The organism is Priestia veravalensis (genome assembly GCF_001457055.1).
Lineage (GTDB): Bacteria > Bacillota > Bacilli > Bacillales > Bacillaceae_H > Priestia > Priestia flexa.
Map to the genome: position 1 here is coordinate 1 of NZ_KQ758689.1, position 19,998 is coordinate 19,998.

A 19,998-nucleotide genomic window follows, 5' to 3' on the forward strand; every position below is an offset into this window, starting at 1 on the left:
GCAATGCCAAAGTCACCGTGATTAAAGAAAACGGGGACTGGTCACAGATTAAAACGAGTAACGGTAAAACTGGCTGGGTTGCCAACAAGTACTTAGCCGATGTGAAAGCCGATGCACCTAAAGATGAAGGTACGTCTGTTTCCAAACAAGCGACCGTGAATGCTAGCTCTTTAAACGTTCGCTCTGCCGCTAGCACTTCAGCTTCCATCGTTACCAACTTGCCGCGCAATGCTAAAGTCACCGTGATTAAAGAAAACGGAGACTGGTCGCAGATTAAAACGAGTGACGGTAAAACTGGCTGGGTTGCCAACAAATACTTAAAAGAAGGCTCTGACCAGCCTGAAACAAACAACCCAACTGAAAAGGTTACAATTACGAAAGCTGCTAACCTACGTACGCAGCCAAGTTTAAGTGCAAGCATTCTTCGCGTAGCACAAGTCGGGGAGTCATTTAATAAAGTAGCTGAGTCAAATGGTTGGGTTCAAATTCAATATTCTAGTTCTCAAACGGCTTGGGTATCAAAAGGACTAACGAGTACTGAAGCACCTTCAACACCAGGTGAAGTAACAAACCCAACTTCAGGTTTAGAAAAGAAGTTAATTGTTATTGATCCAGGTCATGGTGGTCATGATCCAGGAGCCGTTGGTCAAGACGAGCTTGAAAAGAACCTAGCACTAAGAACAGCTAAATTAGTAGCAGCACAAGTTGAAAGCGCAGGTGGTACTGTACTATTTACTCGTTCTGACGACACCTTCATTTCGTTAGATGGCCGAACAAAAATCAGCAACGCAAGCGAAGCTGATGCATTCGTTAGCATCCACTATAATGCAGGAGGCTCATCCGCTACTGGAATTGAGACTTATTACTATTCAGCTCGTGATCAAGAACTTGCAAAATACATTCAAGAGAGCATGGTGCAACACACAAATATGAGAGATCGTGGTGCGCAACAAGCTAACTTCTATGTATTAAAACATAATAATAAGCGTTCCGTTCTTGTTGAACTTGGGTTTGTATCTAATCCAAGTGAAGAAGATCGTATTGCAACAGAACAATATCAGCAGCAAGTTTCTCGTGGTATTGCAGAAGGTATCTCACGCTATTTTGCAGCTACAAAATAAAAAAACTCTCCTTTTATGGAGAGTTTTTTTTACCAACTAGCTTTTTTCACACCAGGAACTTGCCCTTTATAAGCTAGTTCTCGAAATGCAATTCGGGACATTTGAAATTGACGTAAATAGCCCCTCGGTCTTCCTGTTACACGGCACCGATTCTTTAAACGAGTTGGTGAGGAGTCACGCGGCAGTTTTTGTAACGCTTCATAGTCCCCTTTTTCTTTTAGTTCCTGTCGAAGAAGTGCATACTTTTCTACCAATTGTTGACGTTTACGTTCTTTTACAACCTTTGATTTTTTAGCCAATGAATTCTCATCCTTTCAATGCTCTTTTTTGATAGTAATCATTCCGATTTAAAACTTATACTTTAAGGGCAATTTCTATATTAAAACATAGGTAGAAGCTTAATGCAAGCATAACGTTTCATTATTTTATTAAAATAACATTTGAAATTTATTCCATTTTTTAGGCATTGTTTATAGATAAAGAAAATATTTCAATAATATTACAGTTCATTTACATCTCGATAACTTCGCTTTTATTTGTCGAATTGTAGTATATAATCAGTTGTAGAAATTCCAAAAATAATATTTCTAAAGTAAAGGTGATTAAAAAATGAAATCAACTGGTATTGTAAGAAAAGTTGACGATTTAGGTCGTATTGTAATTCCTAAAGAACTACGCCGTGTACTTGAAATAGATGTAAAAGATCCTGTAGAAATCTTTGTAGAAACTGATCGCATTATTTTAAAGAAGTATGAGCCTAACGGAGCTTGTGCAGTTACAGGAGAAGTATCATCTGACAACGTAACACTTGCTGATGGAAAGCTAACATTAAGTCGTGAAGGCATGGAGCGTTTGCTTGAAGAATTAAAACAACATAATATTTAATGAACTTAAAAGGGAACCGCTGAATAGCGATTCCCTTTTTTACTGTTTTTATAGTACGCCAAACGTATGCAAGTACACGATGATAATAACAATTGGAATGATGTAACGAAGTAAGATCATCCATGCTTTAAACAAATATTTCGCTGTTCTGGAGCCTGATATGAATTCTTCATATACAGCATTTTTATCCATGCGATATGAAACAAAAAAGGAAATTAACAGAGCACCAAATGGCATTAAAATGTTAAGTGTTAAATAATCAAGCGCATCGAATAAAATTTTCCCACCAAACGTGATATCTGATAAAACACCAAAAGATAGAGCTGAAGGAACTCCAACAATGAAGATTAAAATCCCCAGAGTCCAAGATGCTTTCGTTCTCTTATCATTGTTCCCTTTTGTTACTGCTGCTACGATTGTTTCAAGTAAAGAAAATGCAGATGTTAATGTAGCAAACAAGAATAACGCTAGGAAAATTGTTAAAAACAAGCCGCCAAACGGAATTTGTTCAAACACAGCTGGTAGTACATTAAATAGTAATCCTGGCCCTGCTGTTGGCTCTAAGCCAATTGAAAACACAGCTGGAAAAATCGCTAGCCCAGCAAAAATTGAAACCAAAATGTTTAGTCCTACAATCATTCCACCTGAACGCTGCAGACTTTCCTCTTTATTTAAGTAAGAACTGTATGTGACCATGATTGAAATCCCAATACTAATTGCAAAGAACGATTGACCCATGGCATATAAAATACTTTCAGATGTTAGCTTTGTAAAATCAGGATTTAAGAAAAATGCTACTCCTTCCATCGCACCATCTAATGTTAATGAACGAATAATTAATGCAATAAATAAAATAAATAGTGCTGGAAACATGTATTTATTTGCTTTTTCAATTCCATTTTGAACACCTTTAGCAACGACAACAATCGTAATAATCATAAAGAGTAATTGTCCTATAACCGGTGAAAAAGAGCTTGAAATTGTATCATTAAATAAAGCTGCGTAATCATCTGTTGAACCTACCAATTGATTTGTAACGCTTCTGTATAGATATAATATAATCCAACCACCAACAACGCTATAAAATGATAAGATGACAAAACTCGTAATAACTCCTAGACGTCCTATCCATACCCATGCCGTTCCTGGAGCAATTTTTTCATATGCAGAAATAGCGTCTTTTTGTGTGCTACGCCCAATAACAAATTCAGCTAATAGTAAAGGCAAGCCGATTAATAACGTAAAGAGTAAGAAAATTAATAAAAACGCGCCTCCCCCACTAGTTCCCGCAACATATGGGAATTTCCAAATTGCGCCGATTCCAACTGCTGAACCTGCTGCTGCCATGATAAAACCTAACTTTGATGTCCATTGATTTGTTTGATTCATCTTGATGTTCCTTTCCATCTAAATTTCTTCAACAAAAAAAAAGCTGGCCTAACGTCTCTTTACAACAAGAGACGTTAGGCCAGCTGACCTCCGCGGTACCACTCTTTTTGATTTTAATTCATCGATTAAAATCCACTTTACTTGTACATCACGTACAAACCTTCTAACGGAGGTTATGCGTTAAGATATAATAAGAAGTGAATTCCGTTCCATCTTAAGAGCTCCTGGGCGAGTTCAAGGTCATCTTATACTGTTTCACACCAACCAACAGCTCTCTGTTATAATTAGATCCTCTACTACTCCCAATCAACGCAAAATGTATATTGAAGAATTTAGTCAATTTATTTCGAAAATTTATAATATACGTATCATAAGTCTTTTTCTCTATAGTGTCAACCACTTTTCCTTATTTTTTTCTCTATTTTTCTACAAAATTCGTCATTTTATGCATATATTTTTAACTTACATAGGCACCATGGTATACTGACTATGAAGTAAAAATTTACATATTAGGAGTGGTAATTAATGTCCTCATCTCAGCGTCTTTTACATCATTTTTCAGCTCATCGTAATGTAACAAATATGTTAATTGATAAGATTGAAGAAAATCATTATGATTATCAACCAACACCAACATCTATGTCAGCATATAAACTCACTACACACATGCTTACTTCTTTTTACACATTTGCGAAAGTAGCACAAGAGGGCAACCTTGCTCCATTGGAAGAAAAGCATGATATTGAGCAGAAAAACTTATCGGAATTAGCCTCTCATTATACTGAAAAAACAAAAGACATCCTAGCTTCTTTAACAGACGACCAGTTAAACTGCGTTATCGATACCTCTGCGGTATTTGGTCAAAAGATGCCCGCAAGCCAATTAGTGTCAATGGCAATCGATCATGAAATTCATCATAAAGGTAACTTATTTGTATATGTTCGAGAAATGGGTCATACAGACCTACCTCTATTTGTAAAGTGGGGATAATTCAGCAGCTTAATTGACTAGCAGTCAATTAAGCTGTTTTTTTAAGAAGCTTGTAAATAAAGATAGAAGGGTCGTTCTATTTTGTCAGAATTGTGATATAATTTTACTATTCAATCGATTGTCTCTTACGTATTTTTCTCCTTAAGCTGTATTGATTGAACGACATGTTCTCGAACTACCTTTAATAAGGAGGCAGTATCAATATGAACCGCACACTCTCACACTCTTCGTTTATTTCGTCTTTTGGTGGAAATGTAATGAACATGCTCTCTCCTCAAGTTGGTGAAAACATCTTAGAAATTGGCTCAGGTAACGGATACATGGCAAATCAGCTTAGCTCTCTAGGTGTGAACATAACAGGTATTGATTCGTCGGAAAATATGATTGAACAGTCACAGCATCATTACCCTCACGTCCACTTTATGCGCGTCAATGCACTGGATTTAGACTATGAAGATCAGTTTGATGCAGTATTTTCCCAAAACACGCTTCACCTTATTCACCCTCCTACTGTTGTTATTAAAAATATTTATCGTGCGCTCAGACTACAAGGACGCTTTGTGACAGAGTTCAATGGCCAAAACCACCTTTATCCTGTTTTTAACGAGGTGCTGCGCCAGCTTGTCGTTTTCAATATTATTTCATCTAATTTTTCTCTCCCTTTTTATTTTCCGAGTATTGGAGAATACACTTCCTTGCTTGAGCAGCATGGATTCGATGTTCAAAGTGCTATTCATTTCATACAGCCTCTCGTTTTACAGCACGAAGATGGCCTTCGTAACTGGCTTGATACACATGCATCATCTCTTTTCAATAATATAACGCCTGAAACAAAACAAATTATCTTTAATAGAGTTGAAGACAAGTTACAAAAAACATTTTTCAAACAAGACGAATGGTGCTTGCCAGCAGCTTATATTCGCGTACAGGCTGTAAAAACAATCTAACATTACAAATTAGCAAAAAAGCCATGCGGTACTTCACCACATGGCTTTTAGAACGACAAAGACATTATTTAAAATGAAGCATATACCCTTTACCTCGCACTACCTGAATATCAAGCGTTTGTCCTATTTTTTTGCGAACTCTGTACATTAAAGAATTAAGCTCTTCCGGATTAACAAATACATCATTTTTTTCCATCACTCGTTCTGGCCAAACTTGTTTTTTGAGCATTTCTTTTGAAACGAAGGTATCGTGCTGTTGAAGTAAATACGATAAACACGCATATTCCTTCTCTGATAATACATATACTTCACCTTTTACTCTAATCTTTTGAAGTACGGGATCAAGTTCATATTGCTTAGATGTGTGAATCTCATTTAATAGTGGACCTAAATCTAATGTTGCGTCCATGTCTTGGCTAATAAATGTTAAGACAGCTGTATCATTTGCAATTGATATTTGATCCTGATGCTGCAGTGTATATGAGTGAGCGGGAATAAGCTTTTGTCCATTTATTTGCGTCCCATGTTTGCTATTTAAATCAATAAGCTGATAGTTGTTTTCATTGGTAGTGATTTTAAAGTGCTTACGAGAGATGTATGCGCTTTGAAACGCTAAATCAGGCAACCATCCATCTCCTTTTCGTCCAACTATAACAGTAGATTGTTCAAGAGGGACAGATGTTCCATTTACAAACGGAGCACCATGCTGAATAATGAGTGTACCATTCATCTGCATTACCTCTTTTTTCAGAATTTTCTTCATCTTATTATGTAATTATGATTATCGTATTTATTGCGATTGTATGTTACTTTCGATACTATCAACTTATCCACTCTTTTTATAATATATGTTCAATTTGTACAAGTAAATAATTTCAGCAAAGTTTAAGTGGATAGTCATAATTAAACTCATGAATTAAATTACAGTTTATTCTTGATAAACAATAATTAGTTATTTTGGCATATGCATATGTGATTACCTTCACAAATCTTATCTCTAAGCAAGTTACTGGAGGAAACAAAATGAACCGTGTAGCACAAGAAAAAGAAATTAAAGCGATTAAAAGACGTGTTGCTGTTGTACTACTAATTATGGGATCGTTCTTATTAACTGGCATAAGCTATGGAATTTATTCTATTATGATGCTGAACCTACATATATGATGATGTAAAAGAGTTTGGGACATAACAAAATGATTGCTTCTAAAAAACGAACACTAGCTGTTCCAATCTTTTTGGTTTGTCTCCACACGTTCGTTCCATTGCGCTACGGCCACTCGCTTTCCGCGGGGAGGAACCTGAGCTTCCTCGCTGCGCTGCGGGATCTCCGTTTTCCCTCTCTTTCCCGCAGGAGTCGAGTATCCTACGCTCCATTCCACCCTGTTTCCAACATTGTTTTCACAATCAACCAAAAAAACCTGAACGATTAAAAGTTATGAACTCTCAATCGTTCAGGTATAGTAGAGGCTGAACTACTTATGTCTCAGTCTCTTTTTACTATTCTTTGTTTGCAACACCTGCATCTGCAAATGTAGCCATCTCTTTAATCATCAAAGACGCTGAATGAAGAAGTGGAAACGCGATAGCTGCGCCACTTCCTTCACCAAGACGCATCTGTAAATTTAATAATGGTTCTTTTTTTAAAATGGACAGAGCGAATCGATGACCTGGCTCAACAGATTGATGGCTTGCAAACATATAGTCGGAAGCTAATTCATTCATTTGGACAGCAAACACAGCCGCTGTAGTACAAATAAACCCGTCCACAATGATTGGTATTCGGTATGAAGCTGCTGCAAGCATTGCGCCAACCATTCCTGCAATCTCAAGTCCTCCAAAAGCTGACAAAATGTCAATCGGATCTTTTACATCATATTGTCTATCTGCTAATGCTTGCTCAATTCTTTCTATTTTATGCTTTAGTTGTTGAGAAGTGATTCCTGTACCGCTGCCGACTAGCTCTTCTACTTTATGATTTGTTAAAGCAGCTAGTAGAGCTGTGCTAGAAGTAGTATTGCCAATTCCCATTTCTCCAACAATTAAGCACTTTATTCCTTTGTTAATTAGGCTTGTTGCCTCATTTATACCTATTTCAATCGCTTGTTCAACTTCATTTCTCGTCATTGCATGTTCATTGCAAAAATTGCGCGTACCCATTCTGACTTTTCGGCACGAAAGTTCACTGTGTTGAACAGTAGTGGCAATTCCAATATCCACAAGTTGAAATTGAGCTCCAATTTGCTTACTAAATACGTTAATAGCTGCGCCACCTTCTAAGAAATTAAGCGCCATTTGAGCAGTTACGCTTTTTGGGAAAGCTGATACCCCTTCTTCAACAACCCCATGATCTGCTGCAAATACCAGTACTCCAGGTGGTGTAACGGTTGGAAAAATCTCTTGTGTAATGCCAGCCAAATTAATTGCTAGCTCTTCTAACCTTCCTAAACTTCCTTGAGGCTTTGTTAGCGTGTCTATATACTTTGCTGCTGCTTCTGCAGCTTTAACATCTAGAGGTTGAATCTGTATGCTTGTCAAATTGTTGTACACTCCTTATTTTTTCTATATTCCTTACTTTATCAAATACTAAATTAGATTGGCTATATTTTTTACATGCCACTTGTTACAATGCGGCTACTTCACTCTTTTTATAAGTAGTTAACGTATATAAACTCTTATTTCAACACAATTTATAGAAAAGGCTAAATGTGAAAGGAAGAAAAATGTGAAAGAACAACTCTCCTCTTTTGTTAAACAGCTTAAAGATTCAGTTACTAACGCTGCTAATGAGATTCAACAGAAAGCAAAGATTATGTTATCCCCTGATTGTGTCACTGTTTTTGAGTTATATGAGTGGGTAAAAGAGCATTCTGAAACCCGTATTCAAAAACAATCGCTGCTTAACTTCAGTTATTGTTTTTATTCGCTTAAGCTGGACGATGCCAGTTATTATATGGAAACAAAACATAGCTATCTGCTGTACATGTCGATACAGCAATCCACAGGAGATTCTTTTACTTACAACTCTTACAAGAATTCCATCCATGATAAAATTAGCATTCCGTTTCCCTCAAATCAAAAAAGCACGATTTCCTAAACGAAATCGTGCTTTTTCACTCATAACTGTTATTTACCTTTGCGAACTTTAAAAAGAAAGAAAGCAACGAGAAACCCGCCAATCGCGGTTAACAGTTTCCACATATGTACAATTGGATTGCTCTTCAATTCGTAAGTTTCTCCTTTCCTTTCATAACAACTAACGTACAACTTTATGCATTTCCATACTATACCATAATTTGTTTATAAATTGCAATAAACGATTACTTTTCATAGTGTAGCCATCTTGATTTTTCTCCGCCCATTTTCTCATAAAAATTCTGAGCAACTTCATTATCAACAGCTGTTTCCCAGGATAACCCCACTAAATCATTTTCTTTTACGTATGTTTCACATGCTTGAAATAATTTTTCTCCTACTTTATTTCCGCGATTCATTGGCAATACGTATAGATCGTTTAAAATAGCTGTTCTCTTTAGCTTTAATGTACTGAAGGTTACATAAATGGTGGCAAAACCAAGCAAGCGATTTTGTTCTTCAGCTACGTATTGAACTCCTTTTGATGAATCGGCTAATAATAACTCAAGGTGAGAAACTATCTCTTTTCGTGGCGGTTCCGGCTGATGGTAAAAATCAACAATGTATTCTTTCATCAGTGTTGCTAGTCGTTCAACATCCTTTTCAACTGCACATCTAATAACAACCATATGCTCACTCCTCTAGTTAAACTGTATGAAAATTCAACTATTTATTATAGCATAAATTGGATATTTCACAGAACAACCTATTAGATTAATAATCTCTCGAAAGAAAGGCATACACTGGACAAACTTCCCATATATTATCAATGTACTAGCTTTTTGACAATTAATGAATAACTTTTTATATAGGGTGAGGACTATTTTTACTCGAGCAATCGTCATTTTTTGTGGTAGTTTATTAATCGGCTTAGGACTTAATGGGTTTATTGCACCCCATCATTTATTGGATGGTGGACTTATCGGCTTGGGCTTAGTTATTTATTACATGATTGGCTTGCCAATCGGCATATCCATTTTATTAGTTAATATACCTGTTTTTATTTACGCATTTTTTTACCATCGCAAACATTTTTTCTATGGCAGCATTGGGTTACTCTTTTCTTTTTTTATGACAGAAAAGCTAAACGTTATTGGTGGGAGTATGGAAATACCTTTACTGTTTAGTTCCATAATTGGAGGCGTGCTAACTGGTATGGGAATCGGTTTAATGCTTCGATATGAAGTTAGCTCAGATGGTCTTGATCTTATCGCTTTAATTATTTCAGCAAAGTGGCCGATTAATATTGGTCTTGTTATTTTTCTATCGGACAGCTTAATTATGCTTATCGGCTTACATATCGTGGGTTTTACAGCTTTTTGCTACTCAATGATTGTCATCATGATGAGCAGCTTTATGATTATTACTTTCACTTCAAAGAAATGGATACCATAATAAAAAAAGCGCCATATCCAGGCGCTTTACATATTACCAACGTACATATCTAAATGATGGGGAAGAACCGAAATTGTTGCGGGCGTAGTTGTTTCTTTTTCACCATCACAATCTACAGTCTTCTGTGGAGTAGCGTCAATTGTTACTCGTTTTGTCTTAAAATGTAACAGCTGACTTGTTGGGTCCATTTGCTCTTCTCCAGGCGCTGTTTGAAGCCATTTGATGAGAGGCTCAAGAGCCATTTGTTTGACCACATATACATCTAAAAGCCCATCTTGAAACGAACAATTTCCTAAAACAGCTCGGTTTCCACCAAGGAAAGGACCGTTGCCAATCAAAACCATTACTGCTTCACCCTCATAAGTCGTTTCATCGCTATCAACTTCTACCTCAAAAGGTTCTACTTGGCTAATCGTTCTCCCCACACTCATATAATATGAGAACTTACCAAACTTTTCTTTCCCATCTTCTAAAATGTTCTCAGAAACGTCTGCTACAAGGCCGATTCCCCAGAAGTTTAAAAAGTATTGTTGATTATGCTTGCCAACATCAACTGCAATTTTCTTTTGTGCAATAATTTGCTCTACTGCTTTCAATGGATTTTGATTCATGCCAATTGCACGAGAGAAATCATTACATGTTCCTCCTGGAAGAATTGCGAAAACGGGGCATTGTTCAAGCGGTGCAATGGCATTCACAAGCTCATAGATGGTTCCGTCTCCCCCAGCTCCAATAATGACATCCACATCAGAAGCGATTTCTTTTACAATTTCACTTCCATGACCTGGAGCCTCGGTTTCGTATAACTTCACCTCTGAAAAGGCTGTTTTCAATCTATCACAAATAAGTTCAATCGACTCAATTAATTTTTTATTACCTGCGTTTGGGTTTAAGATAACAGCTACTTTCATGTTTGTCTCTCCTATACATTACGTTTATTTGTCAATGTTCCCCTATTTTTATTAAGTTGAAACATGAACTTTTTCTGATGTGAATTTTGAACGTTTTATGACACTCTGTAAAATAAAATATTCTTCTTCTAAAAGCTGATATAATATCTTCCTAGAGTATGGCATTATTTGAAGGAGATGAAGCACGTTATGTCAATTAAGTATATGACTCAGCTATTTGCAGCTTGTTTCATATTTCTTTTATCAACGGCAGCAACATGGTATGAGGGATCCAATTTGACTGATGATTCGTTTGAATGGAGAGATTCAGCAAAATATACCTCGATTGCTACTACTCCTATTACCTCTGGATACGATATTTCACAGGTGGACTATTTTATCTATGCGGCTAAACTTTATCCATTTTTCCCTATACTGATGCTTGTAAGCGGCTTGTACTTACTTATTCTCCTTCTCGTTGCTGCTTTTAAGAATCGTTATTCATATATGAGTTTTTGTTTATTTATGCTAGCAACTCTGCTTTTTTTGCTAGGTTATAAACTATCGGCAAGTCCGTCTATTGGAGGGCTAGCTCTCATGAAAACGTGCTTAACCACCGGTTCTTTCGTGCTGATTTTTAGCTTTTATTATGGTTTAAAATTTATCAGAAACCATAAGATTCCATTCTTATCATCATAATTATTTATCTATTATTAAATAAATTAAAAGCACAAGGGTTTACTTGTATGTAACTGACCCTTGTGCTTTTTTATAGTACAATTTGAAAATATTTTTTTAGCTCTTTCCTAAACTGATCATCCGATGTAATAGGTGTTTTCACTTTCTCTAATCCTTTTGTAATTTTTAATGTATTAGATGATAATGAAACTTTACCATCTTCAGTCGCTACGCTACAAAGCTTCTTTTGGCGAAAAAATGAAGTTGGATCGTGCTCATAATATCGGCAGGCAGTATAAAAATCATCTAGTTTTCTTGATTGAAGAGAAAATTTAAAAAGATCCTGCCAATCACTATTTTTTTCTTGAACAATCCATTCGTCATGACGGTTTAACACTCGGTATTCACCATTATTGTCCTTATATGTATGCCGGTCCTCAATTAGTAAAGGTTCAAAAAAGCCCCCTCCAATTCCTATATCGGCTAAGTAACTTTTCGCATCTACCTCTACGCATAGCGCTAGATGCGTACAGTCTTTGTTCCAGCTCTCTTGCGTTTCATTCCAAAATGCCGCTGATATCAACGTTACTTTAAATCCAAGCTGTGTTAAGATTGCGTACAATAAGCTGTTTGTTTCAAAGCATAGACCGCCGCGTTTGTTTCGTACAACTTTATCAAACACATGCTCTGGGTTCATTGATAAAGGCTTATTTAAGTGAATATCAAGATTTTCAAATGGAATTGTTAGAACAGATTGCTTATGTATATGCTTTAATAATGATGTTTGATCTGTTTGTAGATGTGCGTGAATGTGTTGTAAAAATTGTTGAATATGAACCATTTTTTCTCCTCCCTTATTTTCTACTTAAATACCTTTGAATACGTTCTGCCACCTGTTGATAAAAGCTAAGGTCATGAGGAACTAGTTTTTTGTAGGTAATGTCTCCTTTAAAGGTCAATTTCATACCGTCTTTGCATGTGAATCCTTCTGCAAGAATGCTGTTTGTTTTGCCAAAACAAAAATTGTAAAAGTGATTGAAGTCAACGCGAACAATTCCTGCTACCTCTTCAAGCTGTAGATGATAGTCTCTTATTTCATATGGTGTTTCATATACAAAGACATGAGCAATCTCTTTATCAATGAAACCTTCTTTGTAAGCTTCATAGTGGACTTTCCCAATTGAAACCAACTCGTCCAATTTGACTTTTACACCTAGTTCTTCTTCTACTTCTCGAATTCCATTTTCAACGGTCTCATCAGCTAAAAGGTGTCCTGCAGCAGTGATATCAAACAAGCCCGGATAGTCTTTTTTATCCGTACTTCTGAGCTGTAAATAAATATAGGCTTTTGATGCTTCACGGCTGATAAACCAACAGTGAAACGTTTCATGCCAATAACCAAGTCGATGAACTTCTGCACGTGATGCTTGTCCAATTGGCTGATGGTTTTCATCAAATACCTTTAACATTTCATTTTCCATAACGACGCTCCTTTATTTATGTTCATAAAAAAGCACTACACTGGTATAATCTTACACCATTGTAGCGCCGATGAACATTATTATACTCTAATTATTTCGAGAAAAAATCATGTTTAACAGCTAACGGAGGCTGCTCAAGCCAGCCTTTTTTGATACTGATTTTCACACCATCAAGCGCAAACTTTACTGTTTCAAGCAATAGTCGACCGAAGTCAATTGTAATGTCTTTGCGAGCAACTTTTGAAAGGGCTGTTCCGTAATTAGAAAGTCCATTTGTACTTGAAATGCCTGTGTGATAAATCATTAAAAATATTAATGATTAAAATAAAATAACAGTATTTCACTAATAGTTAAATCTCCTTTATGCTCAAAGAAGTACGAATCATATTGGAGTTGAAAAACATGAATACGAATAATGGTATTAAAAATGAACGTGGTTTAGCATATAGTGGTGGTCTTGCTTTTACCTTTGCTGTGGCGCTAGGAGGGTATTTTCTTGCATCTCTCTCAATTTTTAAAATGATAGGCCCCCTTGCTTGTGCACTCTTAATTGCAATTATTTATCGAAATTACATTGGGTACCCGACTCAACTTGAGCCAGGAATTAAATTTGCATCTACAGCTCTACTTCGTGGAGCTATTATCTTGTATGGTCTTCAGCTTCAGATTGATCAAATATTTGCTGTGGGTATCGGTATTTTTTTTAAAGATGCATTGGTTATTATCTTTTCGATTACGTGTATGGTCCTGGTTGGAAAATGGCTAAAAGCAGACTTGGCCATTTTATTATTGCTTGGTGTAGGAACGGGCATATGCGGAGCAGCCGCTATCGGAGCCATTTCTCCTATTATAAAATCAAAAGAAGAAGACATCGCAATAAGCATCGGAATTATTGCGCTAATTGGAAGTGTTTTTTCCATTGTCTACCCTTTTCTTCAGTCAGCTTTACATCTTTCTTCTGAAGATTACGGAATATGGTCTGGCATGAGTCTACATGAAATTGCTCATGTAACCCTCGCTGCTATGCCTGCAGGCCAAGAATCTCTATCCCTTGCTATTATAGCCAAGCTGGGCAGAGTCGTATGGTTAATTCCAATTAGCTTTTTGTTTGTTTTACTTATGAAAAAGAAAGAAAAACAAGGGACACCAACAGCTATCAAATTCCCATGGTTTTTAGTGGGTTTTCTTTTAATGAGCATTTTCAACAGCTATATTTTGGGAAGATATATACACATTCCTAATACAATAATGAGTATCACCCCTGTCTTAACTACGTTCATTTTAACAATGGCAATGGTTGGTTTAGGTTTAAACGTTAACATTAAAACGCTATGCTCTAAATCCGTTCGGCCAATACTAGCAATTATCATTACTTCGTTGCTACTATCAACTATTACCCTAGTGATCATTTAATTCACAAAAAAGAAGCGAATCCTTCAACATCCGCTTCTTTTTAATTCGAGTGTTTATTGTTTTTGTTCCACTGGCGTATAGCCGATATAAGATGACTGCGGACGATAAATACGATTATCTTCTGACTGCTCAAGTACGTGTGCAGTCCATCCTACCAGTCGACTTGCCGTAAAAGTGGGTGTGAACAAATCTGCTGGAAGCTCCACTGCTTTCATAACAGCTGCAGCAAAATATTCTACATTCGTGTAAATTTTTCTTCCTGGCTTATATTCATTTAACAGTCGAATGGTTGTATCTTCAATTTTTACAATAAAATCAAACCATTCGTTATCATCTGATATTTGCTTTGAAACCTCTTTTAAAGCTTCTGCTCTTGGATCATGTGTTCTGTACACACGATGTCCAAATCCCATAATTTTCTCTTTGTTCTCAAGCTTCTGTCGCACCCAAGGCTCAATGTTTTCTGCAGAGCCAATTTCTTGGAACATGCTAATAACACCAGAAGGAGCACCTCCATGTAAAGGTCCTTTCATTGCACCAATCGCTCCGCAAATCGCAGAGACCATGTCTGATTCAGTTGACGCTACCACGCGCGAAGAAAACGTTGATGCGTTCATACCATGCTCAATAGTAAGTACAAAATATGCGCTCAATGCTTTAACTAAGCTTGAATCCGGTACTTCTCCTGTGATCATATACAGATAGTTAGCCACGTGATCTAGATTCTCATTCGGCTCAACAACTTCTAAACCATTCATTTTACGATACCAATAAGCAATAATAGTTGGCGCAATTGCCGTTAATGCAACCGCTTGATTTTTTGTAGGCGGCCAACTGTAAGATGGATCGCCAAGTGCTGAAATGCATGTACGAAGAGCACTCATGACTTCTGTATCTCTCGGTAAACAATCCATTAGCGCTACAATATTTTTTGGTAATACGCGATGTGCTTTCATCTCTTCTTTAAATTCATTAAGCTGTTCATGATTTGGTAACTGTCCGTTCCAAATCAAGTAAGCTACTTCTTCAAATGTATAGTTAATTGCTAAATCTTTCGCCCAGTATCCACGGTAAATCAGCTGACCTTTATCTCCATCAACGTGCCCAACTTTTGTTTCAGCCGCTACAATTCCTTCTAAACCTTTTACATATGTCATTATGACCACTCTCCCCTTTTTATTTTCTCTTTATTTATGAGGTGTTCTTGTAGTCTGATAAATTTCATCTTTCTATTTTATTCTTCTTCTTTATATGTAAGAACAAATCAATGGCGATGTATGAGGAACAACTATTATTATTTCTGTAAATTGAAGGTTCTAAAAACGGTATTTCTGAGGGTATAACCATTAATGATAACGCTTATAACATTGTGTTCTTATACAAAATAAGAAGGTTTATTCTTGTAAAAAAGATGAATTATCATTCAGTTTCCTTATGTAAGAGTTTACATTTTATTGAAACATAAGTAAAATAGATAAATAGAATAAATAGTATGAAAACAAAGAATATTAGTGAGGGGCTTGCTTATGGACATTCGTGAACTGCAACACTTTATGGAAGTTGTGAACCAAAAGAGTTTTACCAAGGCTGCATCTGCTATTCATTTATCTCAACCTGCTTTGAGTAAAATTGTGAAAAAGCTTGAAGAAGAGTTGGGCGTCGATTTATTTGATCGCTCGACTCGCAAACTGACTCTTACAGATGCAGGTCAAGTTGTATATAATCAAAGCCAAAAATTAGTTTCAACATTACATGAGCTTCATGCTCTATTAGATGATCTTAGACACTTACCAACTGGTGAAATTAAAATCGGCATACCACCTTTAATTGGTACCATTGTTTTTCCAATGATTGCAAAAAAGTTTACTAAAAAGCATCCACAAGTAACACTAGAACTCGTGGAATTAGGCGCTAAGCGTATTGTTGAACTTGTTGAGTCTGAACAGGTAGACCTTGGGATTATTGTACTTCCAGTCCAAAACCCAATGTTTCATATTTATCCATTTGTACAAGAAGAGTTTAACTTATATATTCACCATAAACATCCACTTGCTCAAAAGCAGGTCGTATCTCTATCGGAATTAAAAGAAGAACCTTTCATCTTATTTAGCAAAGATTTCTCGCTTCACGACCGTATTATTCATGAATGTATTGAAGCTGGCTTCCAGCCGAAAATTGCCTATGAAAGCTCACAGTGGGATCTTATCATTGAACTCGTAGCTTCTGAACTCGGGATTGCTATTTTGCCAAAATCGGTTTATCCGAAGATTAATAATCCTTTAATACGTAGCATTCCCATTTCTTCTCCAACACCGATGTGGGAGTTAGGTATTATTTTAAAGAAAGAACGCTATATGTCATTTGCTACGCGAGAGCTTCTTAGCTTCTTAGTAGATGAAGAAATTATCCTACCGTCCCATATGATGAAAAAAGAAGAAGCTCAAAATTTACCTACTCCGTAATTTATTAGAAATAAGAATGGTTTACGTTAAATAAAAAATGGTATAGAACAAAATGTCATGATTTCTTCTCAAAGATGATTCATCACGTTTCTACAATAGTTAAGTTATAAGAATAAGTTCGAAACCAACAAAAGATATCCGAACTATCAAAAGAAGTTAACTTTCGACGGTTCGGATATCTTGTTGACTTAAATACTTATTTTCCAGCTTCTTTTATATAAACATATTCTTATATAAGACCATAAAAAAACACCTTCAATGTAAGAGAAGATGTTAGGAATCGTCTGTACTTGTTTCTTTATAAATTTTGTGCAACATGCGATTAACAAGGACCATGCATACTCCTGCAAGTGCGAAAAGTGCGAACCATTCTTCCATTATCATAACTTTTCCTCCTTTGAAAATCGACTTAGTATATTGTCTTACAAGATAATTCGAACAAGTATCCTGTAAGACAATAATAGCAATTGATACCTAAATTGTAAATAGTATACGCTTACATTTTTAAAATTTTCCGTCTATTCAATGATTAGTGATGACTTCTACTGGTCCATGGTCGTCACAGTGACCATCATGCACATGATGTAGCCTTCCATTTACTAAATAGTCCATATGATCTCCATGGGGTACCATCTCATGGCCACAATCCTCTTCATAATTACATCCACACTCTATTAGCTGACATGCATCACGGTTGGTTTCATTTACCGGAATTACACACTCGTCCCAATGGTCATTATGTTTATGGTGTAGGTGACCGTTATGAACATAATCAATATGACCATCATGCATAATTTTCGTATGTCCACATGCTAGGCTATGCTCATGTTTATGTAAACCGCTATGTTCTTTATGCTCCATTTTTCCACCTTCCTACTCTATCTTTATTATGCACATTCCCCTATTTAAAAATCAGCGGAATATTTTAAAGAACAAAAAAAGCTGTGCAGTCGCACAGCTTTTTTACCCAGTCGTCTTTTACGATATACTCTGTTCTTAAATATTTTTTGGCTTTTTCTTTGCTGAACGTATCAACAACATCTAAGAAGTTATCGACCGGCGCAAAAGTGGTCATCGCTAGCTTGGAACGATTTAAAATTTTAAAATTTCGGTCCACAGTAAAATATGGAACAGGAGCACTTTTAAGCATCGACATGTATGTCCACCCCTTTTTTATAACGTAATAACCATTCATTTAGTTCGTTTAAACTTGGCATTTGTTTTGCTTTTTCAAATATAGTACTTGCAACGTGATTTGTCGCAATGAGTCTTCCACCAACTAAAGTAATTGGTTTTGGGTTTAAATCTTCTAACATATTTACATATTGCGGAAGCTGATCTAAATGATACGAAATGCTAGCGGATAATGCTACGATATCAGGCTGCCAGTCCTTTGCCATAACCTCCGCTGCTTCCTTTGGCAAGTCTGCTCCTAAAAACCGCGTATCGAATCCATGTTCTTCAAATAGAAGCGAGACCATCTTTAATCCAATAAAATGCTGTTCTTCTTCTAAACAAAATAACATCACTTTTCCGTACTCTTTTTTGCTTTCACTTGTCATTTCTTTATAAAATCCATAGCGTGTTAATACATAATCACAGGTTGTAGTCGCTACATGCTCGTCTGCAACCGTAACGATATTCTTTTCCCAAAGCGTGCCAATATAGTACATAGCAGGCGTCAAAAGACTTTCATAAATATCTAAGCTACTTGCTCCTTTTTGTAAAGCTTCTTCTACTATATCCCACGCACTATCTTGATTTCCTGAAAGTAACTGATTAACTAACCTCAAGGTTTGAGATTTCAATGTTTCTCACCTCAGTCCATCATTTATCACTTTTTACCAATTAAAATAAGAAAGCGAGAAAGCCCTAAAGAACTTTCTCGCTAAAGGTTGTATCTTTCTATTTAAAAGTTTTAATTTTATTCAACCTTATCATATAAATATAAGGCCAACAACTGAAACTAGTGTATTTATGGACAAATAGTATAAACCTCCCTATTTATTCACCTTAAACTTATCTACATTCCCTGTTTCCTTCAATTTACTCTTTATTTTGATTAATTTCACACTATCTTTTATTTTTGGTCAAAACATGCATAACTTGGTTCATTCGCGGGTATCAAAAAGATATAAGATTCAAATACACTATCAGGAGGTTGTTATTATGTCATTTATTTGGATGCTTATTGTAGGTGGACTTATTGGTTGGTTAGCTGGTATCATTACTGGAAAAGATGTCCCAGGAGGGATTATCGGTAACATTATCGCTGGTTTTATCGGAGCTTGGTTAGGTGGACTTATTTTTGGAAACTGGGGTCCTGAGATGGGCGGATTCGCCATTGTACCTGCCATTATTGGTTCAATCATTTTAGTATTAATCGTAAGTTTCGTTATGAGAAAAATGCGTAGAAACCACGCTTAACATTGAAAAACGCTGCTTTGTAAAGCAGCGTTTTTTTCGTGAGTCAAAATATTTGAATCAAAAATACCCTTCTTGTTACACTGAGTCTATCCTTACTTAAAAGGATTGCATACAAAGACTGGTTTTGAAGCATTTAAAGAAGTTGGCGTGAAAATAATTCACCCTTCAATGCTTAACTTTTACGAAGATGTAAAAGACGGTAAGAACCTTTATGAAATTGTTCGAAACTACTGGAGCGGCACTATTATCGGAGTTGGTGATTTAACACCAGAATCTGCAGAACGTGCTCTAGAAGCTGGCTGGATTGACGTAGTCGCTATTGGACGCCCACTTATTTCAAACCCTGACTATTTACATCGTATTCAACAAGGTGAGCCTCTTGTAGAGTACGATGCTGCGACACACTTACCAAAACTAATTTAATAATCGTAAAAGAGCGGCCTATAGCCGCTCTTTTTTCAGGCTGTTGAGAAACTTTGTTCTCAACAGCTTTTTTATGTCTGTCTTTTTTTATCAGTGGTAACACTGATAAAAAAAGACTGGAGTTGATGAAACATGATGGGTGCACTTAAAAATCATCGAGATGAACAAGTGATGGTTTCTGTAGAAGATTTAGTTCCTGCCAATCACTTTTTGCGTACAATTGAAGCGACAATTGATTTTAGCTTTATTGAAGAAAAGCTTCTTCCTTATTATTGTGAAGACAATGGACGTCCTTCCATTCATCCCATTACGCTATTCAAAATGATGTTTATTGGTTACTTTTATGGCGTTCGTTCCGAACGTCA

At 36.3% G+C, this 19,998-nt stretch carries 27 protein-coding genes and 1 other annotated feature; of the genes, 13 read left to right on the forward strand and 14 right to left on the reverse strand.

The annotated features are described in order from the left end of the window. On the forward strand, positions 1-1,121 hold a 1,121-nt coding region (locus tag AS180_RS17505; protein ID WP_062687216.1), incomplete at its 5' end, for an N-acetylmuramoyl-L-alanine amidase. Positions 1,122-1,150: 29 nt separating this feature from the next. On the opposite strand, the gene rpsN is transcribed toward AS180_RS17505, so the two are convergent. After that, positions 1,151-1,420, reverse strand: a complete 270-nt coding sequence (gene rpsN / locus AS180_RS17510) for a 30S ribosomal protein S14 (protein WP_025909990.1) — start codon at positions 1,418-1,420, stop codon at positions 1,151-1,153. Positions 1,421-1,730: 310 nt separating this feature from the next. Between rpsN and AS180_RS17515 the strand changes: the two genes are divergently transcribed. After that, positions 1,731-2,006, forward strand: a complete 276-nt coding sequence (locus tag AS180_RS17515; protein ID WP_025909989.1) for an AbrB/MazE/SpoVT family DNA-binding domain-containing protein — start codon at positions 1,731-1,733, stop codon at positions 2,004-2,006. Between the two features lie 48 nt (positions 2,007-2,054). Here the strand turns inward: AS180_RS17515 and AS180_RS17520 are convergent, their stop codons facing one another. Continuing rightward, complete coding sequence (locus AS180_RS17520; protein ID WP_025909988.1) at positions 2,055-3,395, reverse strand: sodium-dependent transporter; 1,341 nt, start codon at positions 3,393-3,395, stop codon at positions 2,055-2,057. A gap of 64 nt (positions 3,396-3,459) precedes the next feature. Further along, positions 3,460-3,714: a binding site (T-box leader), on the reverse strand. 206 nt (positions 3,715-3,920) lie between these two features. Between AS180_RS17520 and AS180_RS17525 the strand changes: the two genes are divergently transcribed. Continuing rightward, on the forward strand, positions 3,921-4,385 hold the full coding sequence (locus AS180_RS17525) for a DinB family protein (protein WP_025909987.1): 465 nt from the start codon (positions 3,921-3,923) through the stop codon (positions 4,383-4,385). Positions 4,386-4,588: 203 nt separating this feature from the next. Further along, a complete protein-coding gene (locus AS180_RS17530) occupies positions 4,589-5,332 on the forward strand; it encodes a class I SAM-dependent methyltransferase (RefSeq protein ID WP_025909986.1) in 744 nt (247 codons plus the stop codon). Positions 5,333-5,396: 64 nt separating this feature from the next. On the opposite strand, the gene AS180_RS17535 is transcribed toward AS180_RS17530, so the two are convergent. Then, positions 5,397-6,062: an FHA domain-containing protein gene (locus AS180_RS17535; RefSeq protein WP_025909985.1), complete on the reverse strand. Its 666-nt coding sequence runs from the start codon at positions 6,060-6,062 to the stop codon at positions 5,397-5,399. A gap of 293 nt (positions 6,063-6,355) precedes the next feature. Here AS180_RS17535 and AS180_RS23300 point away from each other — a divergent pair, with 293 nt between their 5' ends. Then, entirely contained in the window at positions 6,356-6,496 is a 141-nt protein-coding gene (locus tag AS180_RS23300; RefSeq protein ID WP_167556122.1) for a hypothetical protein, read from the forward strand. A gap of 53 nt (positions 6,497-6,549) precedes the next feature. Here the strand turns inward: AS180_RS23300 and AS180_RS22800 are convergent, their stop codons facing one another. Both AS180_RS22800 and cobT read right to left on the reverse strand, forming a co-directional pair. Further along, positions 6,550-6,711: a hypothetical protein gene (locus AS180_RS22800; RefSeq protein ID WP_156413506.1), complete on the reverse strand. Its 162-nt coding sequence runs from the start codon at positions 6,709-6,711 to the stop codon at positions 6,550-6,552. Positions 6,712-6,829: 118 nt separating this feature from the next. Then, positions 6,830-7,867, reverse strand: coding sequence for a nicotinate-nucleotide--dimethylbenzimidazole phosphoribosyltransferase (gene cobT / locus AS180_RS17540; RefSeq protein ID WP_025909984.1), 1,038 nt, complete (start codon positions 7,865-7,867; stop codon positions 6,830-6,832). Positions 7,868-8,054: 187 nt separating this feature from the next. Here cobT and AS180_RS17545 point away from each other — a divergent pair, with 187 nt between their 5' ends. After that, positions 8,055-8,426, forward strand: a complete 372-nt coding sequence (locus AS180_RS17545; RefSeq protein ID WP_025909983.1) for a protein kinase family protein — start codon at positions 8,055-8,057, stop codon at positions 8,424-8,426. Positions 8,427-8,649: 223 nt separating this feature from the next. Here AS180_RS17545 and AS180_RS17550 read toward each other — a convergent pair whose 3' ends face one another. Further along, the gene (locus AS180_RS17550; protein ID WP_025909982.1) at positions 8,650-9,093 is read right to left on the reverse strand and encodes a GNAT family N-acetyltransferase; all 444 of its coding nucleotides are present in this window, start codon (positions 9,091-9,093) and stop codon (positions 8,650-8,652) included. 184 nt (positions 9,094-9,277) lie between these two features. Here AS180_RS17550 and AS180_RS17555 point away from each other — a divergent pair, with 184 nt between their 5' ends. Beyond that, complete coding sequence (locus AS180_RS17555) at positions 9,278-9,859, forward strand: YitT family protein (protein WP_226372990.1); 582 nt, start codon at positions 9,278-9,280, stop codon at positions 9,857-9,859. 26 nt (positions 9,860-9,885) lie between these two features. Here the strand turns inward: AS180_RS17555 and AS180_RS17560 are convergent, their stop codons facing one another. After that, complete coding sequence (locus AS180_RS17560; protein WP_025909980.1) at positions 9,886-10,770, reverse strand: diacylglycerol/lipid kinase family protein; 885 nt, start codon at positions 10,768-10,770, stop codon at positions 9,886-9,888. Positions 10,771-10,959: 189 nt separating this feature from the next. Between AS180_RS17560 and AS180_RS21810 the strand changes: the two genes are divergently transcribed. Next, entirely contained in the window at positions 10,960-11,448 is a 489-nt protein-coding gene (locus AS180_RS21810; RefSeq protein ID WP_025909979.1) for a DUF4306 domain-containing protein, read from the forward strand. A 70-nt stretch (positions 11,449-11,518) separates the two neighbouring features. On the opposite strand, the gene AS180_RS17570 is transcribed toward AS180_RS21810, so the two are convergent. The 3 genes from AS180_RS17570 to AS180_RS17580 form a co-directional block, all read right to left on the reverse strand. Further along, complete coding sequence (locus tag AS180_RS17570; RefSeq protein WP_025909978.1) at positions 11,519-12,268, reverse strand: arylamine N-acetyltransferase family protein; 750 nt, start codon at positions 12,266-12,268, stop codon at positions 11,519-11,521. A gap of 13 nt (positions 12,269-12,281) precedes the next feature. After that, complete coding sequence (locus AS180_RS17575) at positions 12,282-12,908, reverse strand: NUDIX hydrolase (protein ID WP_025909977.1); 627 nt, start codon at positions 12,906-12,908, stop codon at positions 12,282-12,284. A 91-nt stretch (positions 12,909-12,999) separates the two neighbouring features. Continuing rightward, positions 13,000-13,212, reverse strand: a complete 213-nt coding sequence (locus AS180_RS17580; RefSeq protein WP_025909976.1) for a DUF3231 family protein — start codon at positions 13,210-13,212, stop codon at positions 13,000-13,002. Positions 13,213-13,310: 98 nt separating this feature from the next. Here AS180_RS17580 and AS180_RS17585 point away from each other — a divergent pair, with 98 nt between their 5' ends. Then, positions 13,311-14,321 carry a YeiH family protein gene (locus tag AS180_RS17585; RefSeq protein ID WP_025909975.1) on the forward strand — a complete coding sequence of 337 codons (1,011 nt, stop codon included), beginning with the start codon at positions 13,311-13,313 and terminating at the stop codon, positions 14,319-14,321. A gap of 53 nt (positions 14,322-14,374) precedes the next feature. On the opposite strand, the gene AS180_RS17590 is transcribed toward AS180_RS17585, so the two are convergent. After that, on the reverse strand, positions 14,375-15,478 hold the full coding sequence (locus AS180_RS17590; RefSeq protein ID WP_025909974.1) for a citrate synthase/methylcitrate synthase: 1,104 nt from the start codon (positions 15,476-15,478) through the stop codon (positions 14,375-14,377). A gap of 369 nt (positions 15,479-15,847) precedes the next feature. On the opposite strand from AS180_RS17590, the gene AS180_RS17595 reads away from it, so the two are divergent. Further along, positions 15,848-16,783 (forward strand): LysR family transcriptional regulator, encoded by a 936-nt coding sequence (locus tag AS180_RS17595; protein WP_062687217.1) that lies wholly within the window; start codon positions 15,848-15,850, stop codon positions 16,781-16,783. A 522-nt stretch (positions 16,784-17,305) separates the two neighbouring features. Here the strand turns inward: AS180_RS17595 and AS180_RS17600 are convergent. From AS180_RS17600 to AS180_RS17610, 3 genes are all read right to left on the reverse strand, one after another. Beyond that, positions 17,306-17,644, reverse strand: coding sequence for a hypothetical protein (locus AS180_RS17600; protein WP_061785290.1), 339 nt, complete (start codon positions 17,642-17,644; stop codon positions 17,306-17,308). 64 nt (positions 17,645-17,708) lie between these two features. Continuing rightward, the gene (locus tag AS180_RS17605; protein WP_062687218.1) at positions 17,709-17,939 is read right to left on the reverse strand and encodes a hypothetical protein; all 231 of its coding nucleotides are present in this window, start codon (positions 17,937-17,939) and stop codon (positions 17,709-17,711) included. Further along, positions 17,926-18,591 (reverse strand): cobalamin B12-binding domain-containing protein, encoded by a 666-nt coding sequence (locus AS180_RS17610; protein ID WP_025909971.1) that lies wholly within the window; start codon positions 18,589-18,591, stop codon positions 17,926-17,928. The genes AS180_RS17605 and AS180_RS17610 overlap by 14 nt, the downstream gene beginning before the upstream one ends. Before the next feature lie 361 nt (positions 18,592-18,952). Here AS180_RS17610 and AS180_RS17615 point away from each other — a divergent pair, with 361 nt between their 5' ends. The 3 genes from AS180_RS17615 to AS180_RS17625 all read left to right on the forward strand — a co-directional run. Next, the gene (locus AS180_RS17615) at positions 18,953-19,210 is read left to right on the forward strand and encodes a GlsB/YeaQ/YmgE family stress response membrane protein (protein ID WP_025909970.1); all 258 of its coding nucleotides are present in this window, start codon (positions 18,953-18,955) and stop codon (positions 19,208-19,210) included. A gap of 105 nt (positions 19,211-19,315) precedes the next feature. Next, positions 19,316-19,633, forward strand: coding sequence for an oxidoreductase (locus AS180_RS17620; protein WP_025909969.1), 318 nt, complete (start codon positions 19,316-19,318; stop codon positions 19,631-19,633). Between the two features lie 132 nt (positions 19,634-19,765). Then, positions 19,766-19,998 (forward strand): transposase (locus tag AS180_RS17625; RefSeq protein WP_082636405.1); only part of this gene is annotated, 233 nt, incomplete at its 3' end.

Bases quoted from the DNA above. Each gene is read 5' to 3' on its own strand.
- AS180_RS17595 (WP_062687217.1), top strand. From the start codon at position 15,848: ATGGACATTCGTGAACTGCAACACTTTATGGAAGTTGTGAACCAAAAG.
- AS180_RS21810 (WP_025909979.1), top strand. From the start codon at position 10,960: ATGTCAATTAAGTATATGACTCAGCTATTTGCAGCTTGTTTCATATTT.
- AS180_RS17530 (WP_025909986.1), top strand. From the start codon at position 4,589: ATGAACCGCACACTCTCACACTCTTCGTTTATTTCGTCTTTTGGTGGA.
- AS180_RS23300 (WP_167556122.1), top strand. From the start codon at position 6,356: ATGAACCGTGTAGCACAAGAAAAAGAAATTAAAGCGATTAAAAGACGT.
- AS180_RS17590 (WP_025909974.1), bottom strand. From the start codon at position 15,478: ATGACATATGTAAAAGGTTTAGAAGGAATTGTAGCGGCTGAAACAAAA.
- AS180_RS17615 (WP_025909970.1), top strand. From the start codon at position 18,953: ATGTCATTTATTTGGATGCTTATTGTAGGTGGACTTATTGGTTGGTTA.
- AS180_RS17520 (WP_025909988.1), bottom strand. From the start codon at position 3,395: ATGAATCAAACAAATCAATGGACATCAAAGTTAGGTTTTATCATGGCA.
- AS180_RS17600 (WP_061785290.1), bottom strand. From the start codon at position 17,644: ATGGAGCATAAAGAACATAGCGGTTTACATAAACATGAGCATAGCCTA.
- AS180_RS17575 (WP_025909977.1), bottom strand. From the start codon at position 12,908: ATGGAAAATGAAATGTTAAAGGTATTTGATGAAAACCATCAGCCAATT.
- AS180_RS17580 (WP_025909976.1), bottom strand. From the start codon at position 13,212: ATGATTTATCACACAGGCATTTCAAGTACAAATGGACTTTCTAATTAC.
- AS180_RS17550 (WP_025909982.1), bottom strand. From the start codon at position 9,093: ATGGTTGTTATTAGATGTGCAGTTGAAAAGGATGTTGAACGACTAGCA.
- AS180_RS17570 (WP_025909978.1), bottom strand. From the start codon at position 12,268: ATGGTTCATATTCAACAATTTTTACAACACATTCACGCACATCTACAA.
- AS180_RS17560 (WP_025909980.1), bottom strand. From the start codon at position 10,770: ATGAAAGTAGCTGTTATCTTAAACCCAAACGCAGGTAATAAAAAATTA.
- AS180_RS17585 (WP_025909975.1), top strand. From the start codon at position 13,311: ATGAATACGAATAATGGTATTAAAAATGAACGTGGTTTAGCATATAGT.
- AS180_RS17605 (WP_062687218.1), bottom strand. From the start codon at position 17,939: ATGTCGATGCTTAAAAGTGCTCCTGTTCCATATTTTACTGTGGACCGA.
- AS180_RS17525 (WP_025909987.1), top strand. From the start codon at position 3,921: ATGTCCTCATCTCAGCGTCTTTTACATCATTTTTCAGCTCATCGTAAT.
- AS180_RS17535 (WP_025909985.1), bottom strand. From the start codon at position 6,062: ATGAATGGTACACTCATTATTCAGCATGGTGCTCCGTTTGTAAATGGA.
- AS180_RS17515 (WP_025909989.1), top strand. From the start codon at position 1,731: ATGAAATCAACTGGTATTGTAAGAAAAGTTGACGATTTAGGTCGTATT.